The 25854-nt window shown below is 39.7% G+C and carries 25 protein-coding genes; 11 read left to right on the top strand and 14 right to left on the bottom strand.

Translation table 11 applies throughout. The annotated features are described in order from the left end of the window. Nucleotides 1-2 precede the first annotated feature (2 nt). From N7U62_RS04510 to N7U62_RS04490, 5 genes are read left to right on the top strand one after another with little or no spacing between them, the layout of a single operon-like run. Complete coding sequence (locus N7U62_RS04510) at nt 3-920, top strand: metal ABC transporter solute-binding protein, Zn/Mn family (RefSeq protein WP_264136692.1); 918 nt, start codon at nt 3-5, stop codon at nt 918-920. Continuing rightward, on the top strand, nt 917-1708 hold the full coding sequence (locus N7U62_RS04505) for a metal ABC transporter ATP-binding protein (protein ID WP_264136691.1): 792 nt from the start codon (nt 917-919) through the stop codon (nt 1706-1708). The genes N7U62_RS04510 and N7U62_RS04505 overlap by 4 nt, the downstream gene beginning before the upstream one ends. Next, the gene (locus N7U62_RS04500; protein ID WP_318840632.1) at nt 1705-3009 is read left to right on the top strand and encodes a metal ABC transporter permease; all 1305 of its coding nucleotides are present in this window, start codon (nt 1705-1707) and stop codon (nt 3007-3009) included. The genes N7U62_RS04505 and N7U62_RS04500 overlap by 4 nt, the downstream gene beginning before the upstream one ends. Next, entirely contained in the window at nt 3009-3914 is a 906-nt protein-coding gene (locus N7U62_RS04495) for a metal ABC transporter permease (protein ID WP_264136690.1), read from the top strand. The genes N7U62_RS04500 and N7U62_RS04495 overlap by 1 nt, the downstream gene beginning before the upstream one ends. A 26-nt stretch (nt 3915-3940) precedes the next feature. Continuing rightward, nucleotides 3941-4759, top strand: coding sequence for an alpha/beta hydrolase (locus tag N7U62_RS04490; RefSeq protein ID WP_264136689.1), 819 nt, complete (start codon nt 3941-3943; stop codon nt 4757-4759). Here the strand turns inward: N7U62_RS04490 and N7U62_RS04485 are convergent. The 3 genes from N7U62_RS04485 to N7U62_RS04475 all read right to left on the bottom strand — a co-directional run bounded on the left by N7U62_RS04485 (nt 4756) and on the right by N7U62_RS04475 (nt 7341). Next, on the bottom strand, nt 4756-5271 hold the full coding sequence (locus N7U62_RS04485) for a rhomboid family intramembrane serine protease (protein ID WP_264136688.1): 516 nt from the start codon (nt 5269-5271) through the stop codon (nt 4756-4758). The two genes, N7U62_RS04490 and N7U62_RS04485, sit on opposite strands and share 4 nt — an antisense overlap. 105 nt (nt 5272-5376) lie before the next feature. Further along, entirely contained in the window at nt 5377-5850 is a 474-nt protein-coding gene (locus N7U62_RS04480) for a hypothetical protein (protein WP_264136687.1), read from the bottom strand. 90 nt (nt 5851-5940) lie between these two features. Next, nucleotides 5941-7341, bottom strand: coding sequence for a thioredoxin-like domain-containing protein (locus tag N7U62_RS04475; protein WP_264136686.1), 1401 nt, complete (start codon nt 7339-7341; stop codon nt 5941-5943). 579 nt (nt 7342-7920) lie between these two features. Here N7U62_RS04475 and N7U62_RS04470 point away from each other — a divergent pair. From N7U62_RS04470 to N7U62_RS04460, 3 genes are all read left to right on the top strand, one after another. Next, nucleotides 7921-10566 (top strand): hybrid sensor histidine kinase/response regulator transcription factor, encoded by a 2646-nt coding sequence (locus N7U62_RS04470; protein WP_264136684.1) that lies wholly within the window; start codon nt 7921-7923, stop codon nt 10564-10566. Between the two features lie 221 nt (nt 10567-10787). Beyond that, nucleotides 10788-11873 (top strand): potassium channel family protein, encoded by a 1086-nt coding sequence (locus N7U62_RS04465; protein ID WP_264136683.1) that lies wholly within the window; start codon nt 10788-10790, stop codon nt 11871-11873. Nucleotides 11874-11875: 2 nt separating this feature from the next. Next, on the top strand, nt 11876-12301 hold the full coding sequence (locus tag N7U62_RS04460; RefSeq protein WP_264136682.1) for a hypothetical protein: 426 nt from the start codon (nt 11876-11878) through the stop codon (nt 12299-12301). 33 nt (nt 12302-12334) lie between these two features. Here the strand turns inward: N7U62_RS04460 and N7U62_RS04455 are convergent, their stop codons facing one another. Beyond that, complete coding sequence (locus N7U62_RS04455) at nt 12335-12970, bottom strand: GOLPH3/VPS74 family protein (protein WP_264136681.1); 636 nt, start codon at nt 12968-12970, stop codon at nt 12335-12337. Nucleotides 12971-13021: 51 nt separating this feature from the next. Beyond that, nucleotides 13022-14272, bottom strand: a complete 1251-nt coding sequence (locus tag N7U62_RS04450) for a cation:proton antiporter (RefSeq protein ID WP_264136680.1) — start codon at nt 14270-14272, stop codon at nt 13022-13024. A 370-nt stretch (nt 14273-14642) separates the two neighbouring features. Here N7U62_RS04450 and serA point away from each other — a divergent pair, with 370 nt between their 5' ends. The 3 genes from serA to N7U62_RS04435 all read left to right on the top strand — a co-directional run bounded on the left by serA (nt 14643) and on the right by N7U62_RS04435 (nt 18864). Continuing rightward, entirely contained in the window at nt 14643-16541 is a 1899-nt protein-coding gene (serA, locus tag N7U62_RS04445; protein WP_264136679.1) for a phosphoglycerate dehydrogenase, read from the top strand. A 298-nt stretch (nt 16542-16839) separates the two neighbouring features. Further along, on the top strand, nt 16840-17922 hold the full coding sequence (locus N7U62_RS04440) for an aminotransferase class V-fold PLP-dependent enzyme (protein ID WP_264136678.1): 1083 nt from the start codon (nt 16840-16842) through the stop codon (nt 17920-17922). Between the two features lie 21 nt (nt 17923-17943). Beyond that, a complete protein-coding gene (locus tag N7U62_RS04435) occupies nt 17944-18864 on the top strand; it encodes a universal stress protein (RefSeq protein WP_264136677.1) in 921 nt (306 codons plus the stop codon). Nucleotides 18865-18902: 38 nt separating this feature from the next. Here the strand turns inward: N7U62_RS04435 and N7U62_RS04430 are convergent, their stop codons facing one another. From N7U62_RS04430 to N7U62_RS04390, 9 genes are all read right to left on the bottom strand, one after another. Continuing rightward, nucleotides 18903-19277 carry a methylglyoxal synthase gene (locus N7U62_RS04430; RefSeq protein ID WP_264140411.1) on the bottom strand — a complete coding sequence of 125 codons (375 nt, stop codon included), beginning with the start codon at nt 19275-19277 and terminating at the stop codon, nt 18903-18905. Nucleotides 19278-19376: 99 nt separating this feature from the next. Continuing rightward, nucleotides 19377-21026: a glucose-6-phosphate isomerase gene (pgi, locus tag N7U62_RS04425; protein WP_264136676.1), complete on the bottom strand. Its 1650-nt coding sequence runs from the start codon at nt 21024-21026 to the stop codon at nt 19377-19379. A 34-nt stretch (nt 21027-21060) separates the two neighbouring features. Then, a complete protein-coding gene (locus N7U62_RS04420; RefSeq protein WP_264136675.1) occupies nt 21061-21714 on the bottom strand; it encodes an HAD family hydrolase in 654 nt (217 codons plus the stop codon). 6 nt (nt 21715-21720) lie between these two features. Next, nucleotides 21721-22446 (bottom strand): hypothetical protein, encoded by a 726-nt coding sequence (locus tag N7U62_RS04415; protein ID WP_264136674.1) that lies wholly within the window; start codon nt 22444-22446, stop codon nt 21721-21723. Beyond that, the gene (locus N7U62_RS04410) at nt 22446-23201 is read right to left on the bottom strand and encodes an LVIVD repeat-containing protein (protein WP_264136673.1); all 756 of its coding nucleotides are present in this window, start codon (nt 23199-23201) and stop codon (nt 22446-22448) included. Before N7U62_RS04410 ends, N7U62_RS04415 begins: the two co-directional genes overlap by 1 nt. A gap of 1 nt (nt 23202) precedes the next feature. Beyond that, the gene (locus N7U62_RS04405; RefSeq protein ID WP_264136672.1) at nt 23203-23739 is read right to left on the bottom strand and encodes a hypothetical protein; all 537 of its coding nucleotides are present in this window, start codon (nt 23737-23739) and stop codon (nt 23203-23205) included. A gap of 55 nt (nt 23740-23794) precedes the next feature. Then, nucleotides 23795-23980: a hypothetical protein gene (locus tag N7U62_RS04400; RefSeq protein ID WP_264136671.1), complete on the bottom strand. Its 186-nt coding sequence runs from the start codon at nt 23978-23980 to the stop codon at nt 23795-23797. Continuing rightward, nucleotides 23973-24440: a nuclear transport factor 2 family protein gene (locus N7U62_RS04395; protein ID WP_264136670.1), complete on the bottom strand. Its 468-nt coding sequence runs from the start codon at nt 24438-24440 to the stop codon at nt 23973-23975. The genes N7U62_RS04400 and N7U62_RS04395 overlap by 8 nt, the downstream gene beginning before the upstream one ends. Beyond that, nucleotides 24437-25846: an NfeD family protein gene (locus N7U62_RS04390; RefSeq protein WP_264136669.1), complete on the bottom strand. Its 1410-nt coding sequence runs from the start codon at nt 25844-25846 to the stop codon at nt 24437-24439. Before N7U62_RS04390 ends, N7U62_RS04395 begins: the two co-directional genes overlap by 4 nt. Nucleotides 25847-25854: the final 8 nt, after the last annotated feature.

The raw sequence follows: 25854 nt of genomic DNA, 5'->3' as shown, positions 1-25854 counted from the left end.
ATATGAAATACACGCCTTCCATTCTCTTACTCATTTGTCTATCGGTTTTTATTTCTTGCCAACCCAAAGAAAAAACCAGAAACGGAAAAATCAAGGTAGTCACTACCACCGGAATGATCTACGATGCAGTCATCAACATTGGTGGAGATTTGGTGGAAGCCCAGGCTTTAATGGGACCGGGAGTCGATCCGCACCTTTATAAAGCCACGCAGGGAGATCTGAAAAAACTTCAAGACGCTGATATTATCTTTTACAATGGTCTTCATTTGGAAGGAAAGATGGGTGAAGTATTTGAGAAACTAGAGAGAATCAAAAATGTAGAAGCAGTTAGCAGTACAATCCCCGATAGTCTACTTCGTGAAAGCGAACAATATCCGGGCACTTTCGATCCTCACATTTGGTTCGATGTAGCCCTTTGGTCACAAGCCGTACATAACGTCCAAAGCTATTTGGTAACATTCGACCCAGAACATGCCGATACCTATATCGAAAATGGAAAAAGCTATCTCAGCTCCTTAGATTCTTTGCACCAGCAAATACTCGTATCCATCAATCAAATCCCAGAATCACAGAGAACCCTGATCACGGCACATGATGCCTTTGGCTATTTTGGAGAAGCCTATGGTATTGAGGTCAAAGGCTTGCAAGGCCTTTCTACGCTTTCAGAGCCCGGACTAAAAGACATTTCCAATATGGTCAATATGATTGCAGAGGATAGCATTAAAGCTTTGTTCGTAGAAACTTCCGTATCAAAAAAAGCCATTAATGCGGTAATCGAAGGTTGCAGAGAAAATGGATTAGAAGTAAGGATTGGAGGCAGCCTGTACTCGGATGCCATGGGCCCATTTGGAGAATTTGAAGGTACCTATATCGGAATGGTAGATCACAATGTCAGAACCATAGTAAATGCATTGAAATGATAGTAAACGTCGAAAATCCAGTATTAGAGGTACATGACCTGACTGTGACTTATAGTAGGAAGCCAGTGTTGTGGGGAGTAGACATGACGCTACCCAAGGGTTCGTTAGTAGGTGTAATCGGTCCAAACGGCGCAGGCAAATCAACATTGATCAAATCCATCATGGGCCTGGTTCCATTGAGTAGCGGATGGGTAGAAATTTTTGGTACCTCGCTGAAAGAATCAAGAAAGAAAGTAAGCTATGTCCCTCAGAAAGAATCTGTCGACTGGGATTTCCCTGCCTCAGTACGCGATGTAGTTGTCATGGGACGCTATCAAAAGGTCGGTTTATTCAAGCGACCCAGAAAGGCCGATTACGAAGCAGCTGACTATGCCATCGAGCAAGTAAAAATGACTGAGTTTGCCAACCGACAGATCAGCCAACTATCAGGTGGTCAGCAGCAAAGAGTGTTTTTGGCTCGTGCCTTGGCGCAGAATGCGGACCTCTACTTTATGGATGAGCCTTTTGCTGGAGTCGATGCTGCCACTGAAAAGGCCATCATTCATATCCTGAAACAAATGTCAGAGCAGGGAAAAACTGTAGTGGTTGTTCACCACGACTTACAGACGGTGACCAAGTATTTCGACTGGGTCGTACAATTGAATACAAGATTAGTAGCTTCTGGTCCTGTTGAGCAAGTATTTACTCAGGAGCTATTGCAAGAGACCTATGGAGGTAAACTTACGATCCTTTCGGATGTCGGCAACTTATTGAAGAAACAAGATTTCCCAACCAGAGACGTGACATGATAAAGGATTTATTCGATTTCTTTTCATTTCAAGACCCCAATGTACGCTATGTAGCGGCAGGTTCAGTACTGCTCGCCATTAGTTCTGCATTGGTAGGTTGTTTCACCTTCCTTAAGAAAAAAGCCTTGGTAGGTGATGCAGTGGCTCACTCGGTCCTGCCTGGCATCTGCCTAGCCTTCCTTATTTCGGGAAATAAGAATCCACTGGTGCTCATCATTGGCGCCTTTGCCACTGGTTGGTTGTCTTTGGTATTGATTGACTTCATTTCCCGAAACAGCAAAATCAAGGAAGACACATCGATAGGTTTGATCCTATCAGTGTTCTTTGGCATTGGGATTCTGCTATTGACCATGATCCAGCACTCTGGCAATGCTGCACAGACTGGATTGGATTCTTTCCTCTTCGGAAAAGCTGCTGCACTGGTTGGACAAGATCTTTGGGTGTTTTCTTCCATTAGCCTGGTATTGGTTGTGGTTGTTTTCATTTTCTACAAAGATTTTGCGTTGATTTCTTTCGACGAAAGCTTTGCCAAGTCCATTGGTTTTCCAGTTCGCAGATTGGAGTTGGTATTAACAACACTTACGGTTTTGGCAGTGGTGACCGGTATACAGGCAGTTGGGGTCGTGTTGATGGCTGCTATGCTCATCACACCTGCTGCAGCTGCGAGGTTCTGGACAGACAAGTTAAGTTGGATGCTTTTTATAGCAGCCTTTTTTGGAGCTATCTCAGGAGTCAGCGGTGCCTTTATTTCCTATACTGCCCCCTCTATGCCTACGGGCCCCTGGATCGTTTTGGTCGTTTCTATGCTGGCCATAGTCTCATTCTTCGTAGCTCCTGGCAAAGGCATCTTATCCAGATGGATTCGACAAGAAAGAATAAAAATTAGAATCATCAATGAGAATATTCTGAAGCTTTTTTATCAGCTGTCAGAGCAAGACAATAACCAAAGACGAAGCTTTCAAGACCTACTCAAGAAACGACAAATGAGAGAGACCACCCTTCGCAAGGGCCTAAGAAGACTGCACATCCAGGGTTATCTTTCTAATCAGGATGGAAAATGGAGTTTAACTACAGAGGGCAAAATCAAAGGAAGACGAGTAGTAAAACTGCACAGGCTATGGGAAGTATATCTAACCCAATACCTTCGCATAGCTCCTGATCATGTGCATGAGGATGCCGACAACATCGAGCATATCTTGACTCCTGAATTGGAGAAGAGACTTGAGGCGCTTCTCGATTATCCCGAAAGCGATCCGCACAGCTCTAAAATCCCTTACGATCCAAACTTGATGAAACAATAATGGATGCCTTTTATATCATAACGACCGGATCTCTTGTAGCCATGGCCTGTGGCCTTTTAGGGTGCTTTTTGATCCTACGCAAGATGGCTATGGTGGGTGATGCCATTTCGCATGCTGTTTTGCCAGGGATTGTTTTGGCCTTTTTACTGAGTGGAAGCAGAGATTCCGTGATTATGCTGCTGGGTGCAGGAACCATAGGAGTAATAACTACCTTTTTGATAGAGTTCTTTCACAAAAAGGGCAACCTGCAATCCGATGCCTCCATTGGTGTTACTTTCACCTGGTTATTTGCCCTGGGAGTAATTCTTATCTCTGTTTTTGCAGGTGAAGTAGACCTGGATCAGGATTGTGTCCTCTATGGTGAAATCGCCTACGTACCCTTAGATCTTTGGATCGGAAATGATGGCACTATCTACGGTCCACGATCATTATACATCTCAGCAGTGGTTTTGTCGATCATTGTATTGTTCATTTGGTTGGGATACAAAGAACTTCATTTGACCACTTTCGATCCCGCCTTTGCCTCGGCGATTGGCATATCCACCGCACTTTGGCACTATCTATTGATGGGGGCCGTATCGATTACCACTGTGGCCTCATTCGAATCTGTAGGTGCTATATTGGTGGTAGCTTTACTGATTGCTCCGCCGGCAACTGCGTATTTGCTTACTCATAGCTTTAAGCGGATGCTCTTGATCACCGTATTGATAGCCATTTTAGTATCAGCAACGGGCTATTACCTGGCTGTGGCAATCGATGGGTCCATTGCAGGAGCCATGTCCACCATGGCTGGCTTCTTCTTCGCACTTGCCTTAATTTTCTCTCCCACAGATGGATTGCTTTTCAAAAGACAAAAACAAAACAAAAGTGCAGCAAGCCTTAAAAAATCATTGTCAGAAGTTTAAATTTACTCAGGCAGCTACTAATTGAAATGACACGAAAAAGCCAACTTCTCATATTACTATTCACTTGCCTTTCCTTTTCGATGTTTGCCCTGTCACCAGCAGCAGAGTATAGTGTTCTACCCAAGGATATGGGATTGAAATATGAAAGCTATAAGGTGAATGACGGAGACAAGCTATCAATCAATTGCTGGTACATGCCTGCTCCTGGCAGCTATAAAATTGTAATCATCAGTCATGATGGCACTAGAAACATGGGGGCGCACCTTGAGCGTGCTAAACTGTTCGTAGAATTAGGTTTCAGCGTACTCACCTATGACTATAGAGGTTTTGGTGGCAGCAGCACCTTCCCTATTGATCCATACGAGTTCATCTATAAGGAATTCTTTGATGACCTTAATTTGGTTATCAAAGACTCTGAAAAACGTCATGGTAAAGATCTAGTATTATACGGCTGGGGATTAGGAGCCAGTATTTCTCTTCATCAATCCTACCTTCACTCTTCCATATTAGGCACCATTGCAGATGATCCATATGTCAGTTTTGCCAAGCTGGATCAAAAATTCACGGCGATCAATGCTGCCATGAACACTCCCGATTTAGGTTCACCCTATGAGCCTTATTACTTTGTGAAAAAAGATCTTTCAGATGATTTCCGAGGGATTTTGTATCTGCATGGCAGCAACAACCTTCTTGTTAGTGACAGTGACATGAATGAATTGTTCGAAAGAACCAAGTATGAATTTAAAAGCATACATGTATTCAAGAAATCGGCTCGGGCAGATAATTTCACTTTGAATAAACACGAGTACAGCAGACAGGTTTATGCTTTTGCTCTGAACCTCTAATCAACCTGTTTTCTAGTCCTAAAAACAAAAGCCAGAGAAGCCCCTACTCCTGCCCCAAAAACATGTGATTCCCAGCTGGTCTGAGGATTATCAGGCATCAGTCCATAAATCAAACCACCATATACTGCTACGGTAATTATTGAGATGAATAAAGATTTTTTGTCTCCTCTAAAAAGGCCAAACAACATCAGAAAGAAAGCAAGGGCATAAATCACTCCACTCGCCCCTATGTGATAGAATTCTCGTCCAAATAGCCACACCAATATCCCCGTTATCAAATAGGCATTATAAAAAACCGTCGTTGCGATTCTGCTGTAAAAATGAAATAGGGCAGCGCCTAATAGAATCAAAGGTAAGGTGTTGGACATAATGTGATTCAGATCTCCATGAATTAAGGGAGAAGTAATAATCCCAATTAGACCTGAGACTTGCCGAGGATATACTCCCAGAAACCCAAGATCTGTGCCCGAATAAAACTGATAGGAAAAACTGACCCACATGAGAAATGCCATGCGGAGAGGTATAACGGAACTCTTTCTGTATGCTCTTACCATAGGGATACAAAAAAGCGCCAACCTTGAGGTAAGCGCTCTTAATAATTCTTTAGTTAAGCTAGATTAGATCTCGTATTTCTCAGGATCCTCTATCATCTGTAGCTCCATTAATTTAGCCTCTTCATAGCTTACAGACATATAACCTAATATTCCACCAGAAGCTTCAGCTACTTTCTTTGCCATATCTCTCAAACTAGCGTATAGCTTGATAGCAAAGTTTCTATCAACTTTAGGTAAAATAAAATTCAACTTTCTCAACTCTGCAGTGATAGCTTCTGATCTTGCACTTGCATTTTCAGGCATCTCTGCGACATACTTCTCAAATTTTGCTTGAAAGTCCTTCCCTACTTCTCTGTAATATTCAATCAGCTGCTCTCTTGCACGTGCCTGCTTGCTATTTGCAATTTCAACAGCCTGTGCAATTTCATCCTTATCGATCTTATCATCAGCACCAGCGATCAGTACAGAGACCAATACAGGAGCGTTCAACAAAACCTCGATTTCATCGTCTCTCAGTGTTTTAAATTCTTCAACCATCTAGCTAAGTTTATCTTCTAAAATTCATTTCCGAAAATAAGAGAATTCAGTCAATTCAAAAACATTTTTTACATTAATCGACTGATTATCTTAGATTGAAGCCCTTCTTTTTTGCTCCTCAATAAAACCCTTCACTTGTTCAACATCCAGTTTTTTCGCAATGATGGTTTTATCCTTATCTAAGATATAAAGCACAGGTGTGCTTCTAACGTTATACTGTACTCTAAAATTGCTCCTGTATCCCAAATCAGCGTAATTAAGCCAATTGAGATCCAAATCTTTAATGAATTTTTTCCATTCCGCTTCATCGGTATCTGTACATACAGCTACTACTTCGGCCATACCGTCCATTTCTTCATAGACCTCTTTCAGAACTGGGGTTTTCTTCTTACAATGTCCACAAGTGGGTGAATAGAAATATAGAATAATAAAATCCTCATTTATATCATACAGTGAAGTGGTCACACCGGTGGTATCCTGCATATAAATTTGGGGTGCCTTGTTGCCAATCTGATTGTCACGATGAAAAACCATTTCCTTTTTCAATTCCTCCATCATTTCGTCACCAGCCCATGGCGCTTTACCTTTCAGGTAGTATTCATCAGCCAGGTGAACAAAAACCTTATCCATCCCCATGATTTTATGATTTTGATACTTTTGAAATGTAGTTACTAGCAGGTAGCGATACATCTCTTCATTGGGTTCAGCACTAGTCAACAGGTAATCTATTGATGCAATTACGGAATCAGGATTTTGAACTGTTACCTTATCCAAAAACTCATTAACTTTCGCATCAAAAATGGGAGTTCTAAGTACACCTTCGGAACTGAAATCCACGCCGGAAAAATATGCTTTCTTAAAATCTGAATATTCTGTCTTTTTTTGCTCAACTGAAAGGCTATCAGAAGAAAACTGAAATTGAGGATTGAGCCCCATAAGTTCTAGTAATTGAGCAACGAAAGTGTCACCATAAGCTGATTTCAGACTATCTCTTTCCTCCATGTTTCTCTCATTGAGTGACTTCATCTGCTCAAAAACCGCTAGTGAATCTGCCTGAACAGAACTAGAATCTAAACTCTCCGTTAGCAACTTGATTTCCTTCTGATGGGCAATCATCAACTTTTGAAAATCTCTGAATTGCACGTTATTCACCGAGTTTTTCACGTCCATTTTGCCATAAATATCCTCTCGATTGGTCATCAACTCAAAATCCTGTTCATCCACTATTAATTCCATGTAGAATTTAGGCGTATACAAAAAGTAGACTCCTGTCTTCAGATCCTTATTACCTTGAAAACTGACCTTTCCTCCCTTACTTACCACAGAGGTGTCCTGAAGATACTTTTTCGTTCCAAAATGATACCCCAAGTAGGCCACACTGTCCTCTAACCCCTCAACCGTTATATCTATAGTATAGCTATCTTCTTGAGCCCTGCTGAAGGTAGGAATAGAAAAACTTAAAACTATTACTGCAACAATTACTCTCATCATAATTTTCATTTCACTAGGTGCAACGCAAAAAAAGTGATTTTGATATGATATTCTCAATTGCTCTACGCTTTCTTTCAAAGAATAACATTTATTAACAGATGTACATGAGAGCATACTTCATCAATTATGAATTCTAAACTAGCTGTTGTAAATTCATCCAAATTTTTAACTAAATATTACAATTATGAATTTTTCAGCAGATTTAGATTATTTGAACAGAATGCCAGAAGAAGAAATAGATGGCAGTAAAAACGACAATGATGATGATCCCAAATAGATAAAAATGAGGATTAAATTTGCAGCGTTCGAGAAAAATTATTTTACACTTCAGCATTGAGAAAAAATCATACATCAGCAGCATTTCTTTTTTTCTTACTCTTTTTTTGTTTCAGTCAACAAGTGACCCACGGTCAAAAACTTAATCGAAGAGCAGAGATAGACTCTCTTTTTGACCAAATTACTAGGCTATACAATGAGGAAAAATTCGATTCCTGTAATCTTATAATTTCTAATCTTGAAAAGAATAAGAAGGTTCTAAGCATTCGTGACCAACTCAGACTAAGCTATGAAAAAATCAGCGTGGACAACCGTCAGGGAAGATTTCTTAGCTCCCTTGAAAATGCCCAGGAATATCTCGATTTGGTTGAAAAACACCAATTGGACTCCAATAAAGTAGCGAATGTAGAAGCTTACAAAGGCATTAACTACTACTACTTAGATGAATATGGTTTATCAGCAGATGCATTTCTTAAAGCCATCAAATATTTTAAGGAAGTGGGAGACAGCAGGCGATTGGCTATTTGCTACCACAGATTAGCGGATACTTATAGTGAACTGCAAGACTATGATAAAGCCATAGCGTTTATTAAAAATTCGATTGAAACATCAAAAAAATCACCAGAAAACAATCAAACAACGGCTACAAGATATGTAAGCTTGGCTAGCTACTTGATTTATGACAATCAACTTAACCAGGCACAAATTTTTCTGGATAGTGCTCAGTCCCTTTATAGAGGAATACCAACTCCGCTTTTTTACAGACGTTATGGCAACTTAGAAGAGAAAAGAGGCAATGAAAAAAAAGCCATAAACTACGCCAAAAAAGCTGTTAACCTTTGTTTTGAAAACAATGAGACATTGGTTAATACAATAGAAGCATTGCATGCATTGGCTCATTTAAATAAAAAGTATGGTTATCCTCAAGAAAACATAGAGTTACTAGAGGGCTTTCTTCAAGAGTATGCTCTTCAAAAAAGCTATTACCCCCGCCTGACAGAATTGGAAGACTTCCTTTTCGATGCTTACACCGAGACCGGTAAGTACAAAAAGGCAATCACTCTAAGGAGCAGCTTTGAATATCTCCATGACTCTATCCAATCATTGGAGACCGCCAAGCAAGTTGGAATCACTGAAATCCGATCAAATGCCGCCAAACAAGAAGCAGAATTCGAATTACTCAAAAAACAAGATGAACTACATCAGCAAACCATCAAGGCTCAAAACACTCTTTTGTTTTCTGCATTGATAATCATTTTGCTGGTGCTTGGAGTCACTGTAATCATTTATCGCGCATCTAAACTGAACAAGAAATTATCTGATCAGAATAAGGCACAAGCCGAGCGTTTGATTCAGCTTGATGCGGCCAAATCGAGGTTCTTTGCGAATATCTCCCACGACCTCAGAACTCCAATGACCTTGATTATGGGCGGCATTCAGAAAGTGCTGGAAAATGAAAATATTTATTTAGACTCCAAATCTGAAAAACAACTAAGCATTGGATTAAAGAATGGAGAAAGGATCATACATCTGACAAATGAAATCAATGAACTGATCAAATTGGAGGATGGACAAATGCAGATTACCTGCCAATATGTTGACATCAATCAACTCCTTAGTCTTTTTGTAGAAATGTTCAGCTCAATGGCCGAAATCAAAGGGGTACATTTAGCCTATAGTTACAACGAGATCCAGGGAGGAACCATAGTCAGTATTGATCCTCACCACTTCGAAAAAGTTCTATTCAACCTAATTACAAATGGGCTGAAACATACCCAAGCGGATCAATCTGTAACTGTAAGTCTCAGCAAAGTGGAAGATGACCTCTGTATTTCAATTCTTGATACCGGAGAGGGAATACCAAAGGAAAACGTGCCTTACATATTTGATAGGTACTACCAGGCGCCTGACACTACATTTAAGACACAAGAAGGTTTCGGAATTGGATTGGCACTAGTGAAAGAAATAATTGATAAGCATGGAGCAAAAATATCCGTAGAGAGCCGACAGGGTCATGGAACTGAGTTTCGAATCCTATTGAAACAGGAACAGGCCAAACCTGAGGAAATCGTACCATTGAGTCGACTTGACTATAGTTACGAAAAAAGAGAAATCTTCAAAGATATCGATGAGGTTGAGGCCGATTCCAAAACTGCCATTTCCATTGATAGCTTGAAAAATCGGACCAGTAAGATTGCTAAGCAAACCATCTTGTTGGTTGAGGATCACCCTGAGGTTCGCGAATATATCTATGACATCATATCAGATTATTACACAGTTATCACTGCACCTAATGGCAAAAAGGCATTGCAGATGCTGGAGAATGAACATGTAGACCTCATTATCACTGACTTGATGATGCCATGGTTCGATGGATTTGAGCTCTTGGAGGAATTGAAGAATAGCGAACACCTAAGAAAAATACCTGCTCTTGTTCTCTCCGCAAGAACATCAGAGCAAGACAAAGAAAGGGTGCTTAACAATGGAGTTAATGATTTTCTGGGCAAGCCCTTTAAAACCAAGGAACTATTGCAAAGGATCGAAAATCTGCTTAATAAAACTAGCTGGAATAACACTGACCCCTCTGCCCTATTCATCAACAGTCAGGAAACGATGAATGAGGTGGAAAATACCATTCTATTTAAGGTGGAGCAACTCATATTGGAGCGCATGCAAGATCCTGAACTCAGTGTGACCGAAATAGCTGATAAAATATGTATCAGTGAAAGAAAGCTATACCGAATGTTGAAAAAGATGAAGGAAACGACCCCCTTCGAATACATCAAAGAAATCAGACTACAGCAGGCTCATCGCCTGGTTCAGAACAATCAGGTTCATTCGGCCAGCGAATTGGCGAGACTTGTTGGGATGAAGAATGTGAGCAACTTTAACAAGCAATACAAGAAGAGATTCGGTAAAAACCCGTCAGATTTTTTCCAAAAAGTCTAATTTGGCAGGATTTTAAAGAAAAATGGCAGGATTTTAAAGTCGAGTCAGCAGATCTTTACTTCATAATTTTTCTCGAATAATGCTGCTGGCTCCAGAACAAAAGTTCTGGGGTTTTTTTTTATAGATGAGAATCAAATGAATTAAATCTTTTACATTTTTAATTATTCCCAATTTTGATATCTTGGATTCTTATTTAAACCTAATCGTTCAATCATATACAAATGCTCAATTCTTCAGAACAACAAAAGGTCAACAGGTTTATTTTTGGCATCCTAATAGGTGCTCTGATTTACTTTGTTTTGATTACTCTTTTGATTCGTTTTGAACAGGACAGTACTCAATCTAGTATCACCAATTATCATCAAGCGGTTTGGTACACCGTGGTGACTTTGACCACAGTGGGGTATGGAGACATCTATCCCAACACCATATATGGTAGGGTGATTGGCTATGTCTTTGTGTTATTGAGTGTAGGTATTTATGGTTTATTGATAGGACAAATCACTAACCTTGTAACAACAATTAAACAGAATAAAATGCTAGGCTACAACGGAACTGTATTTGAAGATCATGTGGTGATGATTGGCTGGAGTGATTTTGGGCAACTGGTCACTGAACAGTTGATTGGTGCCAGCAAACAGGTCGCTATTGTCACCAATAAGAGAAGTGACATTGACTTGATCTATGAAAAATACAACAAGAAGGAAGTATTTACGCTTTATGCTGATTTCGAGAATTTTGAAGCACTGAAAAAAGTAAACATTGAAAAGTCATCTGTAGTATTTGTCAACCTTACCGATGACACAGAAAAGTTGGTTTTCATTCTTAATATTAAAAAAATATTCGATCGATTAGAATTCGTCGTAACTTTAGAAAATGCGAATCTGAAGAACACTTTTATCAATGCGGGTGTAACCAATGCTATTTCACCTCATGAAATTTCGTCTAAAATATTAGCGAGTTACATGTTCGAGCCAGATGTAGCTGCTTATACTGAGGATATCATGTCATTTGCGCATACGCCTACGGACTATGACATCAAACAATTCCTTGTAACCTATGACAACCCCTTTTTGAATAAAACCTACAATCAAGCCTTTGAGGGAATCAAATCCAAATTCAATGGCGTTCTGATTGGAATGGTCAAAAGGAACATGACAGGAACACGTTTGCTTATTAAAAACCCACACAAGGAATACAAAATAGAGCTCGGAGATTATCTAATCATCATAGTCAATGGAAGTTCGTTCGATGTAATCCAAAAAGCATTCAATGTCCAGGAAGGGTACTTTAAAGAAAGGAGATAAACATGAAGAAAACCATTAAATACTTACTCTACTCAATAGTTTTAACTTCATTGGCATCATGTGAGAATAGAGATGTCAATCACGGTGACGGGCCTAACTTTAGTGAAATACATGAAGACATCAACTATCACTTCGATAGAATTGTAATTGATGATGTCGAATACTTCATTCTGGAGAGAGACAGAAACAACCCTCATGAAGGGTTTGGTTTTATGGCCTTGAATGGAAAGAAAATAAGAAATAATCAGGATTCCATTAAAGCCTATTTGAAAACAATCATGGAGCTTCAAGTAATTAGTGCTGCTAAACAGCAAGGCACGAACAAAGCCAAAATGGAACAATATGCTGATGAACTTTATCAGTATTATTTCAAAAACTCTATGACTCCACCAGATATTCAGGAACAAAAAAAGAGAGATGACCAATGACCATCTCTCTTTTTATTAAAACCATTCAGCTTATCAAAGTTGACTGAAGTGTGGTTTTAACCCTTCTAAAACTTCTTTAGTTCCTGGATCTACAAATCCTGCTGAAGCAATATCTTTAGCCACTTTAACAGCATCAATTAATTCATCTTGCTCTTTGAATACTTCCTCTAGTATCCCACAATTGTGAATAATGGACATCAGAATCACAATAGCCGGAGTAGGTTTCTTACCACTCTTTACTACAGCTTTCAATGTATCTCTAATCTCTTGCTCAAACGCATAATTTGCATTATCCATTCTTTCAGATACCGGGATCCAAAGCAATTTGGTAGATTCTACTTTTAGAATACCTCTTTGAACCAATAGCTCGATGACATCATCCTGAATTTGGTCGAAACTTTTAACCAACCTGGTCACAGTAGCAGGAACAGTTTCACCTCCCCCACCTATCGCTTTCAATACGCTATCCAAAACCTTGTTACCAGTCCCAGTTGTATCCTTCACTACAATCTTTCCACCTTCAAAAGCAATTCTTTTAATTAGTGAAAGTTCTAGAATAACGATAGCTAAAATACCATGATCTATTGAATGCTCTGCTGCCGCCAAAAGTCTCCCTTCCTCGTCATCCAAAGCAATCAGCATTAAACCTTCTGCTAAACTTAATTTCATTTCTTTATTTTTATTCTACTACGAAGTTGCAAATATTATAAATCCTACCCACTATTTCATAATTTTTTCAATAGTCAGACCTTGAACCAGGATAGAAAAGACCACAACGGCATAGGTAGCGGTTACAATAACATCCTTGGCGGGTATAGCATCTGACAAAGAAAGGGCCAACGCTACGGATATACCGCCTCTTAGTCCACCCCATGTCAAAATCATAATTGTTTTTCTCTCAAACTTTTTCCCCATCGCTTTCATGATGGTAATTGGAATAGATACACCCAAAAATCTAGCAAACAACACAACTAATATAGCCACGGGCATGATAATCATGTATTCATCCTGAAAAGTCTGGGTGATGACAATGAACTCCAACCCTATCAATATGAAAAGGATAGCATTAAGCGCTTCGTCTAAAAGGTGCCAGAATTTGTAAACGTATTCACCAGTAGCATTAGCCAAATGATCGCTACGTCCTTGATTACCAATAAATAGACCCATTACCACCATTCCCAATGGAGCGGATACATGAATAAGCTCGGCCAATCTTCCTCCCACCATCACCAGAGTCAAAGTCACAAGAACTTCTAATTCTACATGGTCATTATCTATATAATTCAACAGTTTAAATCCAAGGAAACCAAAAACAGCTCCCAGAAACAACCCTCCAAAAACCTCAGTGGCAAATAGCCCAGCTACACTCAAAGGAGTAATTTCTCCCCCATGCTCTCCACCACCCTGAGCAATACCCAGAATCGTCAAGAAAATAACTACTCCAACCCCGTCGTTAAACAAGGATTCTCCCGCTATTTTGATTTCAAGTCTTTTGGCCAAACCTACTTTCTTTACAAGAGACAGTACCGCAATTGGATCGGTTGGTGAAATCAACGCACCAAACAACAAACAATATATTAAGTCAACCTCTACCCCCATCAATGGGAAAGCATAAAACATAATCCCACCCACTAAGAAGGTCGACATCAAAGTACCCGCAGTGGCCAAAATAATTACAGGTACTTTTTCCTCTAACAAACGAGTAAGGTCTACAGACAGTGCTCCAGCAAATAGCAAGAAATTAAGCATCACATTCAAGAGAACTTCCTTAAAATCAAACTCTTGTATAATATGCTCTGCACCACTAAGTATCGAGGGTGTCACTAACCCAAAAAGTACGATAACTACCGATGATGCCAATGCAATTGCCATCAGCCCGATGGTAGAGGGTAATTTTAAAAGTGTGATATTGATAAGTGTAAAGACTGCCGCTAAAAAAATCAATAAGGTTATTAGATCCAGTATGCCCATTTTGTGCTAAATAGTTTAAATGCTATTGTAAATGTTTGATTCTTGTTTTAATACAATATAGCGCGTCATCCGATGTTGCCAATATACTAAGAATATCTGTTTTGAGTCCAAGACAAGACAATTATTAGTAGCTCGACTGATGCTGCAAAGAGAGACAAAGTATTGATAAGTCCAAAGATAAATTTACAATGGAGTTAAAATATTATACATATCCCCAAATAATCATAAAAAGATTGTCATTTTTGCAATTATACAGCTGAGCACGATTAATCTACGTATTTATATCATTGATTTATTGCAATAAGAATAATTTTGCGGCACAAAAGCACTGTAAAAGTGCAGTTTAAAAAAAGATATAATTTATCCTCGAATGACGGAATCAAAGGTAGCCAACTTTGTCATAGATTTTGACAGTACATTTACTCAAGTGGAAGCCTTGGATGTGCTTTGTACCCTTGTCTTTCAAGATGAAGAAGAAAAGGCTGTGGCGCTCAAGGAAATAGAAAGAATCACCAACCTGGCCATGGGTGGAGATCTATCCTTCAGAGAGTCTCTTGAAAGCCGATTAGCTATCCTAAAAGCAAATAGAAAACATATCCCTCTGTTGATCGAAAGTCTCAGACCATTGGTCTCTAAGTCTTTTCGTCGCAACAAGAATTTTTTAGCTGAGAATTCTGACAGTGTCTATATTCTTTCGAATGGATTTAAAGAGTTCATCTATCCCATCGTAAAAGAATATGGAATCAAAGAAGAGCATGTTTTTGCCAATACTTTTGAGTTTGACGATGAAGGGAATATTACCGGCTTTGACAAAGACAATATTCTATCGCGCAGCGGTGGCAAACCAGCATTGATTGAGTCGCTGAAGCTAGAAGGAGAAATTTTTGTAATTGGAGATGGTTACAACGATTATGAAATAAGAAAGGAAGGAAAAGCCAATCGCTTTTATGCCTTCACCGAAAATGTAGAAAGAAAAAATGTGATGGATTTTGCTGACCACATCGCTCCATCACTTGACGAAATATTATATCATAACAATATGAAAGGAGCACTCTCATACCCTAAGAACAGAATTAAAATCTTACTTCTTGAAAACATACATAGTAGAGGAGTCAAAATTGTAGAGGAAGAAGGATATCAAGTTGAGGTTCATCCTGCTGGACTCTCAGAGGACGAACTTTGTGAAAAAATCAAAGATGTTTCTATTCTTGGGATTAGGTCCAAAACTCAAGTAACGAAAAGAGTGTTGGAGCATGCCAATCGATTGATGTCTATTGGGGCTTTTTGTATAGGCACTAACCAGATCGATCTGAAAGAATGTACCAAAAGAGGAATTACTGTTTTCAATGCTCCTTATAGCAACACCCGCTCTGTGGTCGAGTTGGCTATTGGAGAGATGATCATGTTGATCAGAAACCTGCCTGATAAAATTGCTAGCATGCATCAAGGCAAATGGGACAAATCGGCAAAAAACAGTTTTGAGGTAAGAGGAAAGAAATTGGGTATCATCGGCTATGGCAATATTGGTAAGCAATTATCTGTATTGGCAGAGGCTATGGGACTTCAGGTATACTACTATGATATCGACGAAAGATTAGCCATTGGTAATGCCATCAAATGTACCAGCTTGAATGAAATGCTAGGTGAAGTGGACATTGTTTCTCTTCATGTAGACGGAAGAGATAGCAACACCAACATCATCGGTAAGGAGCAATTTGACGCGATGAAAGAAGGCATCATCTTCATGAACCTATCTAGAGGTCATGTTGTGGATATCCCGGAACTTAAGAAAGCCATAGAATCAGGTAAAATTACCGGATGTGCAGTGGATGTATTCCCTGAAGAACCATACAGTAATGCACACGAGTTCATATCTGAGCTGAAAGGGCTGCCAAATACCATTTTGACTCCTCATATTGGAGGTAGTACTTTGGAGGCTCAAGAAAACATTGCTGAGTTCGTACCGAACAAGATCATTAGCTACATCAATTCAGGTTCGACGACCAACAGTGTCAACTTCCCGAATTTAACGTTGCCTAAGTTACAGGATGCGCATCGATTCATTCACATCCACCACAACAAGCCAGGCATCATGGCTGAGATCAACAATATTTTGGCCTCACACAACATCAACGTGATGGGACAATACTTGAAGACAAATGAAACAGTCGGCTATGTGATCACTGACATTGACACAGATTACAACAAGGACGTAATCAAAGTGATGAAAAAAATAGAGGGTACGATTCGATTCAGAGTACTGTACTAAAAAGTAAAAATCCCGTTCAAATGAACGGGATTTTTTTATGTCTTGCAATCATGGTTTAATTAAACCGATTAAGTAACGATTTGAGCTATCCAAATAATTCAACCTTCCACTGTTATCTCCGTAGGAGTTTCGAACAAGTTCGAAATGAGGCCTGGTTTAGCTACCGGTTTCACTCGTCTATATGTATGTTTATAGTTTAATAAACTTATTGATATACAAGACGACACAAATATATAATCATTAATATCTTTTGTAATAATTTTGCGCCCTTTAAACACCTTATGTCTCTAGGAATTCAATGAACAAAATATTTTTCACTCCCGGCCCTTCTGCCTTGTATTTTACAGTAGAACAACACATCAAAGAGGCGCTGAAGAACAACATTCCATCAATCAGTCATAGAAGCAAACAATATGTCCAAATGCATCAGGAGACAGTTAATGCTTTGAGACAACTCCTGAACCTACCAGAAGGATACCAGATTGGTTTTACTTCTTCTGCGACGGAGATTTGGGAGAGAATGGCCGAGAACTTAATTGACAACAACTCCTATCACTTTGTGAATGGATCTTTTTCAGAGAAATTTTATAAAACGGCAAAGGACCTTGGCAAAAACGCCATTTTGGATGAAGCCGTCCCAGGAAGCAATCACGATCTAACTCAAGCTACCATTCCAGACGAAGTAGAATTGATCGGAGTAGTACAAAATGAAACCAGTACTGGAGCTATGCTTCCGGTAGCAGACATTGAGGCACTCAGAAAAAACAATCCGGACAAACTCTTAGTGGTAGACTCTGTAAGTTCTTTGCCGGTGACCAAATATGACTTCAGTCAATTGGACAGCTTGTACTTTTCTGTTCAAAAATGTTTTGGTCTTCCAGCAGGATTGGGAGTATGGATATATAATGAAAGATGCCTTGAAAAAGCCCAGAAACTCAAAGAAGCTGGCAAGTATCATGAGACATACAATGGTCTTTTGAGTATCGACAAATTTGCACAGAAACATCAAACGAGTTGCACCCCAAATGTGCTGAACATTTATCTATTGGGTAAAGTGGTACAGGATATGTTAAACAAGGGAATTGATCAAATCAGAAATGAAGCCATATATAAAAGCACTTTGATTTATGATTTGTTTGAGAAACACGAAAAACTTTCTCCATTCGTATCAGAAAAGAAATTCAGATCGCTGACTGTAGGCGTGGGCCAGGTAGAAGGCGGAGCAGAACCATTGATGTCAGCTTTGGCCGACAAGGGGATGCAAGTAGGTAGTGGATATGGTCCATTCAAAGGTCAGCACATCCGAATTGCAAGTTTCCCGACACACTCTAAGGAACAAGTAGAAATGCTTGTAGATACCATCAATGCTTTGGATTTTTAATACATCACTTATTCATAGATCATGAAAAGCTTCAAAAAAATACTAGTTGCCTTAGATCACACCGACATTGACAAGGAACTCATCAAAGCTGCCTCCTTTATTTCTACATTGGCTAAAAGTGAGGAGGTTCGTTTTATCAACGTGATCAAAAACACTAATATTCCAGAACACATCAAGAAGGAATTTCCAAATTTGATGGAGGACGCTCTGAAGGATCGTAATAAAGAAATTGCCTTAAAAGTGGATCAACACTTCGAAAATGATTCGTGCAAGACAATCATTGAGATCACTTCTGGACAGCCGACCAAATGCATTTTAAAATACAGTGCTGGTAAAAACACTGACCTCATCATTATGGGTCGAAAAAATGAGAAAAAAGGCGGTGGAGTGTTGATTCATAGAGTAGCAAGACGGGCGGGTTGCTCATTGCTAATCATACCGAGGGGATACAATAAGAAGGTCAATAAAATCCTGGTTCCTATCGACTATTCAGATCATTCCTTAGATTCAGTCAATCAATTGATCGAATTATCTGAGGACAAGATACCGAAGGTTAAATTGGTGCCTCAGCATGTGTACCAGGTTCCTTCTGGATATCATTATGCTGGCAAATCATTCAATGATTTCGGGAAGATCATGGAGGAAAACAGCATCAAAGAATATGAAGCCTTCAAAACCAAATTCAAAGAAACTGATTTGGATATTGAACCGATATTCACGCTGGATCGAGAAGAGGATGTGATTTCGACGATTTATAAAACAGCCAAAAAGATCAGAGCCAATGCCATAGTAATTGGTGCGAAAGGGGTGACTAGCACCTCTGCCCTATTTTTAGGTAGTAGTGCGGAGAAACTTATTCAGCTGGATTCAGAAATTCCACTCTTTGTCATGAGAGCAAGAGGAAAACAAAAAGGCATCATAGAGTATCTACTGAAATTATAACATAAAAAAAGCCCTTAGAGATTCTAAGGGCTTTTTTGTTACTTTTTCTTCTTACTATAAAGTCCGTCCAATAGCAATTGAGCCCCTGCTGGATTGGTGGCCAAAGGGATATTGTGAACATCACAAAGTCTCATCAGCATTTGAATATCTGGTTCGTGAGGGTGCTTACCGTGCGGATCTCTGAAGAACAATACAAGATCTAATTTTTTCTCAGCTACCAATGTCGCAATCTGAGCATCACCTCCCATAGGTCCCGAAAGGAATTTCTTTACCTTCAATCCGCCTTTCTCTGCATGAGTACCTGTGGTTCCGGTAGCTACTAATTCTGCTCCATCTAGTTTATCATCATTGCCTCTTAAGAAACCTACCATTTCGGCTTTCATTCCATCATGGGCAATCACTGCAATTCTCATCATAATCTTTCTTTGAACTTTAACACTTAGACCACAAGATAAAACAAGTTCGTGATTCACGAAACTATAGTATCAGCTTGTGGTCTAAGAAGATTTATATTATTTCCAGCTCTTGTATTGATTGATCAAGCCGTTTGTAGATGCATCGTGCGTATCAACTGGCGCATCACCTTCTAGCTCCGGCAAAATACCACCAGCCAATTGTTTACCGAGTTCTACACCCCATTGATCAAAACTGAATACATTCCATATCACCCCCTGTACGAAAATCTTATGTTCGTACATTGCGATCAAAGCACCTAGATTGAATGGAGTAATTTTCTTGATCAGTATGGAGTTGGTGGGTTGATTTCCTTCAAATACTTTGAATGGCATCAACAAGTCAATTTCCTCTTCGGTTTTGCCTGCATCCATCAATTCAGCTACTACCTGCTCCTCGATCTTACCCTTCATTAGAGCTTCTGTCTGGGCAAAGAAGTTGGCCAATAGCTTTGGATGATGATCTCCGACGGGATTCTGGCTTTGAGCAGCTGCTATAAAATCAGAAGCAATAAACTTAGTTCCCTGATGGATCAGTTGATAGAAAGCATGCTGTCCATTCGTGCCTGGCTCTCCCCAGATGATTTGTCCAGTTTGGATGGCAATAGGATCTCCATTTCTGTCAATAAATTTACCATTACTCTCCATATCGCCTTGTTGCAGATAGCTAGCAAAGCGATGTAAATACTGATCATAAGGAAGTATCGCATGTGATTCAGCCCCAAAGAAGTTGTTGTACCAGACGCCCAACATGGCCATGATCACCGGCAAGTTTTCCTCAAAGTCGGTTTCCCTAAAGTGTAAATCCATAGCCTCTGCCCCATCTAGCAGCTGCTTGAAATTGTCAAAACCAATGGTAAGGGCAATCGAGGCACCAATAGATGACCATAGGGAATATCTACCTCCTACCCAATCCCAGAACTCAAACATGTTCTTAGAATCGATACCAAAAGCCTCTACAGCTGCTTGGTTAGTAGAAAGGGCGATGAAATGCTTAGCGATTTCTGCTTCAGACTTGGCGGAATCCAAAAACCAATCTTTGGCCGATTGGGCATTGGTCATAGTCTCCTGAGTAGTGAAGGTTTTAGAAGCTACGATAAACAAAGTCTCTTCTGGATTTACTTCCTGCAGCACCTGATATAGATGTGAGCCATCGACATTAGATACAAAGTGTGCTTTCACTCCTTTAACCCAGTATGGTTTTAATGCTTCGGTAACCATATAAGGTCCAAGATCAGAACCACCAATACCAATATTCACAATGGTGTTCAGTGATTTTCCACTATATCCTTTCAGCTCACCTGCATGGAACTTATTGGCAAAAGCTTCCAACTTCTTCAATTCAGTTTGGATCAAAGGTCTCACATCCTCACCATCTACTTTCAATGGTTCAGAGCTGTTGCTTCTAAGCGCAGTATGAAGAACCGCTCTATTTTCCGTTTCATTGATTTTTTCGCCAGTAAACATGGCTTCAATGGCCTCTTTCAACTGACATTCTTTTGCCAATTTGATCAAGGATGCTTTTGTTTCCTCATTGATGATGTTTTTTGAATAATCAACTAGAAAGTCTTTCCATTGGATAGAGTATTTTTTGAAACGATCTGGATCGTTTTCAAACATATCCACCATTGGTTCTTTTGAGATTTCGTCGTAGTGCTTTTCTAGTTCTGCCCAGGCGTCTGTCTGCGCCGGATTTACTTTTGGAAACATATTCGTTCTTCAGTTATTATTTAGATTTTAACTCCTAGTCCTGAATCAGTGCTATTACTTCATCCAGGTGATTGACGACATGATCAGCAGCTTCTAGATCCTGATTGCCTGAGCGGTGATTCTGATAGCCGATGACTTGCATACCTGCCGACTTTGCTGCAAGCACACCATTCTTAGAGTCCTCGATCACCAAACACTCATCAGGCCGACTTTTCAATTGCTGAGCAGCCTTCAAAAAAATATCAGGATTGGGTTTTGCGTGTTTCACATCCTCACTACTTACAAATTGATCAAAGTAGTTTGAGAGGCCAAATTTATCTAAAACCAAACGAATATTATAGCGCGAAGCAGAAGAAGCTACGATCATTTTTTTATTCATCTGATATATCGCTTCCATCAATTCAAGCACACCATCTATTGGATTCAATTCTGATGTTTTGATTAGTTCCAGATAGCGATCATCGGATTCTGCAGTCAACCTCATCACATCATCTTTCCAACCATAACTCTCGACTATAAATGCCCATTTTGTCGAGGTTTTCGCACCCACATAGTCTCTATGAATTTGATCAGGCAGATCCACTCCTCTTGCCATCGCCATTTCATGAACCACCTTTTGGGAGATGGGTTCACTATCGATAATGACACCATCCATATCAAAGATGACGGAACTAACAGATTGAAACATTAAAATCTAAAACAGAAATAGCCCCACTTTAAAATCAATTCCCAGTGGAGCCGGGAAATCATCAAAATTCCAGATCAAAGATTCATTGGTCACTACTTCTCCATCATATGAATTAATTTCAGGTGTAGCCTCTTTGATCACATATCTATAGCTCAAACTAGGCTCGAGAAAAGCCCGTTTCTGAGCAAAAACAAAGCGGTAACCAATTTTGGCGTAATACATATTGGTTTTAACCTTGTAGTCTTCAGACACATTCCTATAGTAGCGTTGATTCCCATCACTTATTCTCAGAACGTAATCCGTACTAAAATTAGATTCAGTTATGGAATAACCCGTAGCAAAATAGGGTTTGTGATTTCCAGGTAAGATATAAATTTTAGCCTCTCCATATGCTCTGTATCCGTATTCGAAATCAATGTATTCTGAATTAAGGATTTGACCCATCATGTATAGATGAGGCGCTGCTGTATTGCTTGCATCATCTATATGTGAGCTCCATACCTCAGCCCCAAATAGTGGCCCAGCTCCTACTCCTATACCTATCAGTTCTTGAAGCGTCGCATCAAAGGAAATAAGTACACATGGATTATTGCTCAACAGAGGAAGAAAGTCTATCCCTACTCCCAAAGAAAGCGGTTTATTAGCTTTAGACTCGTCATTCTGGTTTTCTTGAGCCCATAGACAGGAACTACTTAAAATCAGAACGGCTGACAGGATTGATCGAATTTTCATTAGTTATAGTTTAGTTGGCTGATAACTGATAATGAACCATCCGACCCGACAGTCGCTTGTACGAGTCCATCCTCAGTATTAATAATTAGGTTTTGGCCATCTCGAATAAAATCTCTGGCCTTAATATCACTATAGCTTAAGATCTCTACAGCTTCAGATGGTGTACTTACATCAAAGACCTTCATACCATTTTCTCCTTCTCCGACATAAAGCCAATCATCAAACAATACCAAGCCATAGGGTGAAGTCATATTGATAGATTTCATTTGCTTTGGATCACTCAAATTGCTCACATCTATAATGTCCAAAATATCTTCAGCACCCCCACATATACCTCCTGACCTTAAGGTACTATATGCCACCTGACCATCAGTCACTACTGGATCGCAGGCAGTAACATGCCTGTAAACAGACACATATTCGGGTCGATCAGGGGAAGAAATATCAAAAATCAATACACCTGTCTGAGTACCCACAAATAAGGTTTGATCATATCGATAAATTGTCTCCAATTCGGAACCCTCCCATCCATAATAATCAGAATAAACTTCCCGGACATTCTCAAAATCTGTAATATCAAAAGCCATCAATTCGTCCTGATCTATTACATAGAGATGTGTATTGGTAATGTGAAACCTGGCGATAGATCCTCCTTCAGATACCCCACTATCAAATCCAAAACCATCTAAACCAGAATCCTCGCAGTTGGTCAACAACAAGGTAAGTGCTATAGCGAAAATAAATAGTCGTTTCATATCAATAGTAACATTGTGGGTTATACAAAGTGGTTCGCTCCCATCCTACCACTACACCATTTTCATTTTCTACACATTCGAAATATACGCCTGTTTCGGGTGGTAAATTACCTGAAAGATCCCCAAATACCCCTCCGCTTCTATTGACAGATAGGCTACCGTCTTGCATGATTTCAATTGCCAACAGATCTGAGCCAGAATCAGCATAAACTACATTGTCCTTGACGGCTATGTTATTGTTGTAAGGAATGACAAAAAAACCAGACTTCACTGGTTGACTCGGATCTGTATTGTCAATGATATGAAAGCCCTGATTGTTTTCATTGATCAGAATAAGTCGACCATATTTTGTAATATTACCCGGATTGGTAAAAGGCCGTGCATCTAATATCTCTACTAGAGAGACTTCCTGAGAGTAAATAGGTTTATACCCTTCAGTTTCCCTGACATCAAACTCAGGGATGTATTCATAGTCATCACAACTATTAAGTCCTATTGAAAGAACTATTGATAATACTATTATTGTTTTCTTTATCATAGGTCGGTTCATGAGTTTAAGTAAATGTAGCTGAGATTCTCTCAACAATCAATCACTACTTGTCGTGATTTTTCAATCGTTTGATATACCAATTGAGGCCAAAAGCCAATATCCAAACTCCGAATGCAATCAGGGAGTATTCGAGTTGTTGGGTTTCACTACGGAGACTAACATAAAAGGCCCATAAAGCACATGCGAACATACCCCAATAGACAACCATCAATAGCTTTAACTTATTCATCCGCACTTTTCCCTTTTAGTATTTTCAAATATTCCTGAATGTCATCATTCGCTACCAATACAGCCAAATTGTATTGCTTGAGCTTCCACTCTCCTTTTTCCTTTTCCAAAACTCCAGATCCCCTACAGGGTCCCATCCAGGTATCTAAGGTTTCTTCGAACCAGGCTACTTTTTCATTCGATGAAAAAAAGACCTTTCTCCTTGTCGCTTTGAAACTCCAGGCTTTGCCTTTATCAAAGTAAGGTTTGCTGAAACCATAGAACTCTTCTTTGGTCCAAACTTCTGAGGAGTCAGTGCCTAAAAAATATCCATCATCAGCAAGTAAGTCAAAATATGAATCTGCATTCGCTTCGCTAGCGGCTTGATGCCAGGCATCCAACAGTTCGTTGATGCGCTCTTCTTGAGCCAAACCCATTAATGGAGACACACAAAACAACAAAAAGGTCAATGTCCTTCTCATGATTTTTGCCTTACTTTTAAATAATTCCCTTCTTCGGCTATCACTTCTATTTCTGTATCCTTATCTATATACTCCCCTCGACTAGATGCATCATAGATAGCATCTTCAATCATCACCTTACCACTGGGACGCAAAATCGTGTAGGTATTACCCGTCTTACCTATGAAAGATTCTGTTTTAAAATTTGAGGTATAGCCCGCTTTTGAATCCAGAACATTGGGCAATGCAATTCGATCAAAGGCTTTTGATTGTGTCAACCTCACTCCCCCAATGAACATCACTATAAATGCTCCAATCAACCCTAGCAGAGCTGTCATAGCAGCCACAGCTATATTGCCAGTTGGTACAAAAGAGAAATCAAAAAAGTCATTGTTGACCATGATAAGCACCAATGAGCCTACTGACAAGAATATTCCAGAGATGCCGGCTATGCCGAACCCAGGTATGACAAAAATCTCTAAGGCAATCAAGACCAGCCCGATAAAGAAAAGAGCCATCTCCCAATATTCTGCCAACCCATTCATGTAATAGGGAATAAAGTATAAAACCAATGCAACTAGGGCGGCCAGTATAGGAAAACCCACTCCTGGTGTCTGTAATTCAAAATAAATGCCTCCCAGAATAACCATAATCAAAATCCCACTAACAAAGGGATTGATGAAAATGGATACAATTCTTTCAGACATACTCAGCTCGTATTCATACAACTCATATTCTTCGATTCCAGACCGACTTACGATTTCTTTAAGATCATCTACCTGCGCTTCACAAAACCCATATTTGATGGCCTCAGAAGTAGAGAAAGTGATGACCTTGCCTTCTGTAGAGATACTATCAACCTCTATCGTTTGATCTACCATTGCTTCAGCTATTCTTGGATTTCTACCGGTCGCTTCAGCAGTAGAGCGCATGATGGAGCGCATGTATGACTGGTATTTGTCTGGTGCCGCACTCCCGTCCTGTGTCACAACAGTAGCAGCTCCAATCGATGCCCCTTTGGCCATGTATATACTATCGCAAGCAATAGAAATCAATGCTCCTGCTGAAGCTGCATCCTTATTGATAAAAACGTATATGGGGATTTCCAATTCCAGCACTCTGGTTCTGATATCATCGGCATCATTCAATGCACCTCCATAGGTATCCATTTCGATCACCACCAAATCAGCCTTCATCTCTTCGGCCTTGTCCAGGGCCAGTTCTGTATATCGATTGGTTCGGGGATCAATTTCTGCATCCAGTTTCATTAAGAAAACTAAAGTACTGTCGGCTTCAGCCCAACTCAAAAGGGGCATTAGCAGTAAACATAGAATTGGAATAATGTTGGTTTTCATATTACTATTGGATTGATGATTGGAAACCTTGTCTCTGGCAATATTAATTTCGTAATTTGTCTTTTTTAACATCAGCAAAC

The organism is Reichenbachiella ulvae, from assembly GCF_025833875.1.
GTDB lineage: Bacteria > Bacteroidota > Bacteroidia > Cytophagales > Cyclobacteriaceae > Reichenbachiella > Reichenbachiella ulvae.
The sequence above is the reverse complement of the archived record's forward strand: the minus strand, read 5'-3'. Positions and strand labels throughout refer to the sequence as shown.

Coding starts and splice junctions, on each gene's coding strand:
- N7U62_RS04510 (WP_264136692.1), top strand. CDS start 3: ATGAAATACACGCCTTCCATTCTCTTACTCATTTGTCTATCGGTTTTT.
- N7U62_RS04505 (WP_264136691.1), top strand. CDS start 917: ATGATAGTAAACGTCGAAAATCCAGTATTAGAGGTACATGACCTGACT.
- N7U62_RS04500 (WP_318840632.1), top strand. CDS start 1,705: ATGATAAAGGATTTATTCGATTTCTTTTCATTTCAAGACCCCAATGTA.
- N7U62_RS04495 (WP_264136690.1), top strand. CDS start 3,009: ATGGATGCCTTTTATATCATAACGACCGGATCTCTTGTAGCCATGGCC.
- N7U62_RS04490 (WP_264136689.1), top strand. CDS start 3,941: ATGACACGAAAAAGCCAACTTCTCATATTACTATTCACTTGCCTTTCC.
- N7U62_RS04485 (WP_264136688.1), bottom strand. CDS start 5,271: ATGGCATTTCTCATGTGGGTCAGTTTTTCCTATCAGTTTTATTCGGGC.
- N7U62_RS04480 (WP_264136687.1), bottom strand. CDS start 5,850: ATGGTTGAAGAATTTAAAACACTGAGAGACGATGAAATCGAGGTTTTG.
- N7U62_RS04475 (WP_264136686.1), bottom strand. CDS start 7,341: ATGATGAGAGTAATTGTTGCAGTAATAGTTTTAAGTTTTTCTATTCCT.
- N7U62_RS04465 (WP_264136683.1), top strand. CDS start 10,788: ATGCTCAATTCTTCAGAACAACAAAAGGTCAACAGGTTTATTTTTGGC.
- N7U62_RS04460 (WP_264136682.1), top strand. CDS start 11,876: ATGAAGAAAACCATTAAATACTTACTCTACTCAATAGTTTTAACTTCA.
- N7U62_RS04455 (WP_264136681.1), bottom strand. CDS start 12,970: ATGAAATTAAGTTTAGCAGAAGGTTTAATGCTGATTGCTTTGGATGAC.
- N7U62_RS04450 (WP_264136680.1), bottom strand. CDS start 14,272: ATGGGCATACTGGATCTAATAACCTTATTGATTTTTTTAGCGGCAGTC.
- serA (WP_264136679.1), top strand. CDS start 14,643: ATGACGGAATCAAAGGTAGCCAACTTTGTCATAGATTTTGACAGTACA.
- N7U62_RS04440 (WP_264136678.1), top strand. CDS start 16,840: ATGAACAAAATATTTTTCACTCCCGGCCCTTCTGCCTTGTATTTTACA.
- N7U62_RS04435 (WP_264136677.1), top strand. CDS start 17,944: ATGAAAAGCTTCAAAAAAATACTAGTTGCCTTAGATCACACCGACATT.
- N7U62_RS04430 (WP_264140411.1), bottom strand. CDS start 19,277: ATGAGAATTGCAGTGATTGCCCATGATGGAATGAAAGCCGAAATGGTA.
- pgi (WP_264136676.1), bottom strand. CDS start 21,026: ATGTTTCCAAAAGTAAATCCGGCGCAGACAGACGCCTGGGCAGAACTA.
- N7U62_RS04420 (WP_264136675.1), bottom strand. CDS start 21,714: ATGTTTCAATCTGTTAGTTCCGTCATCTTTGATATGGATGGTGTCATT.
- N7U62_RS04415 (WP_264136674.1), bottom strand. CDS start 22,446: ATGAAAATTCGATCAATCCTGTCAGCCGTTCTGATTTTAAGTAGTTCC.
- N7U62_RS04410 (WP_264136673.1), bottom strand. CDS start 23,201: ATGAAACGACTATTTATTTTCGCTATAGCACTTACCTTGTTGTTGACC.
- N7U62_RS04405 (WP_264136672.1), bottom strand. CDS start 23,739: ATGATAAAGAAAACAATAATAGTATTATCAATAGTTCTTTCAATAGGA.
- N7U62_RS04400 (WP_264136671.1), bottom strand. CDS start 23,980: ATGAATAAGTTAAAGCTATTGATGGTTGTCTATTGGGGTATGTTCGCA.
- N7U62_RS04395 (WP_264136670.1), bottom strand. CDS start 24,440: ATGAGAAGGACATTGACCTTTTTGTTGTTTTGTGTGTCTCCATTAATG.
- N7U62_RS04390 (WP_264136669.1), bottom strand. CDS start 25,846: ATGTTAAAAAAGACAAATTACGAAATTAATATTGCCAGAGACAAGGTT.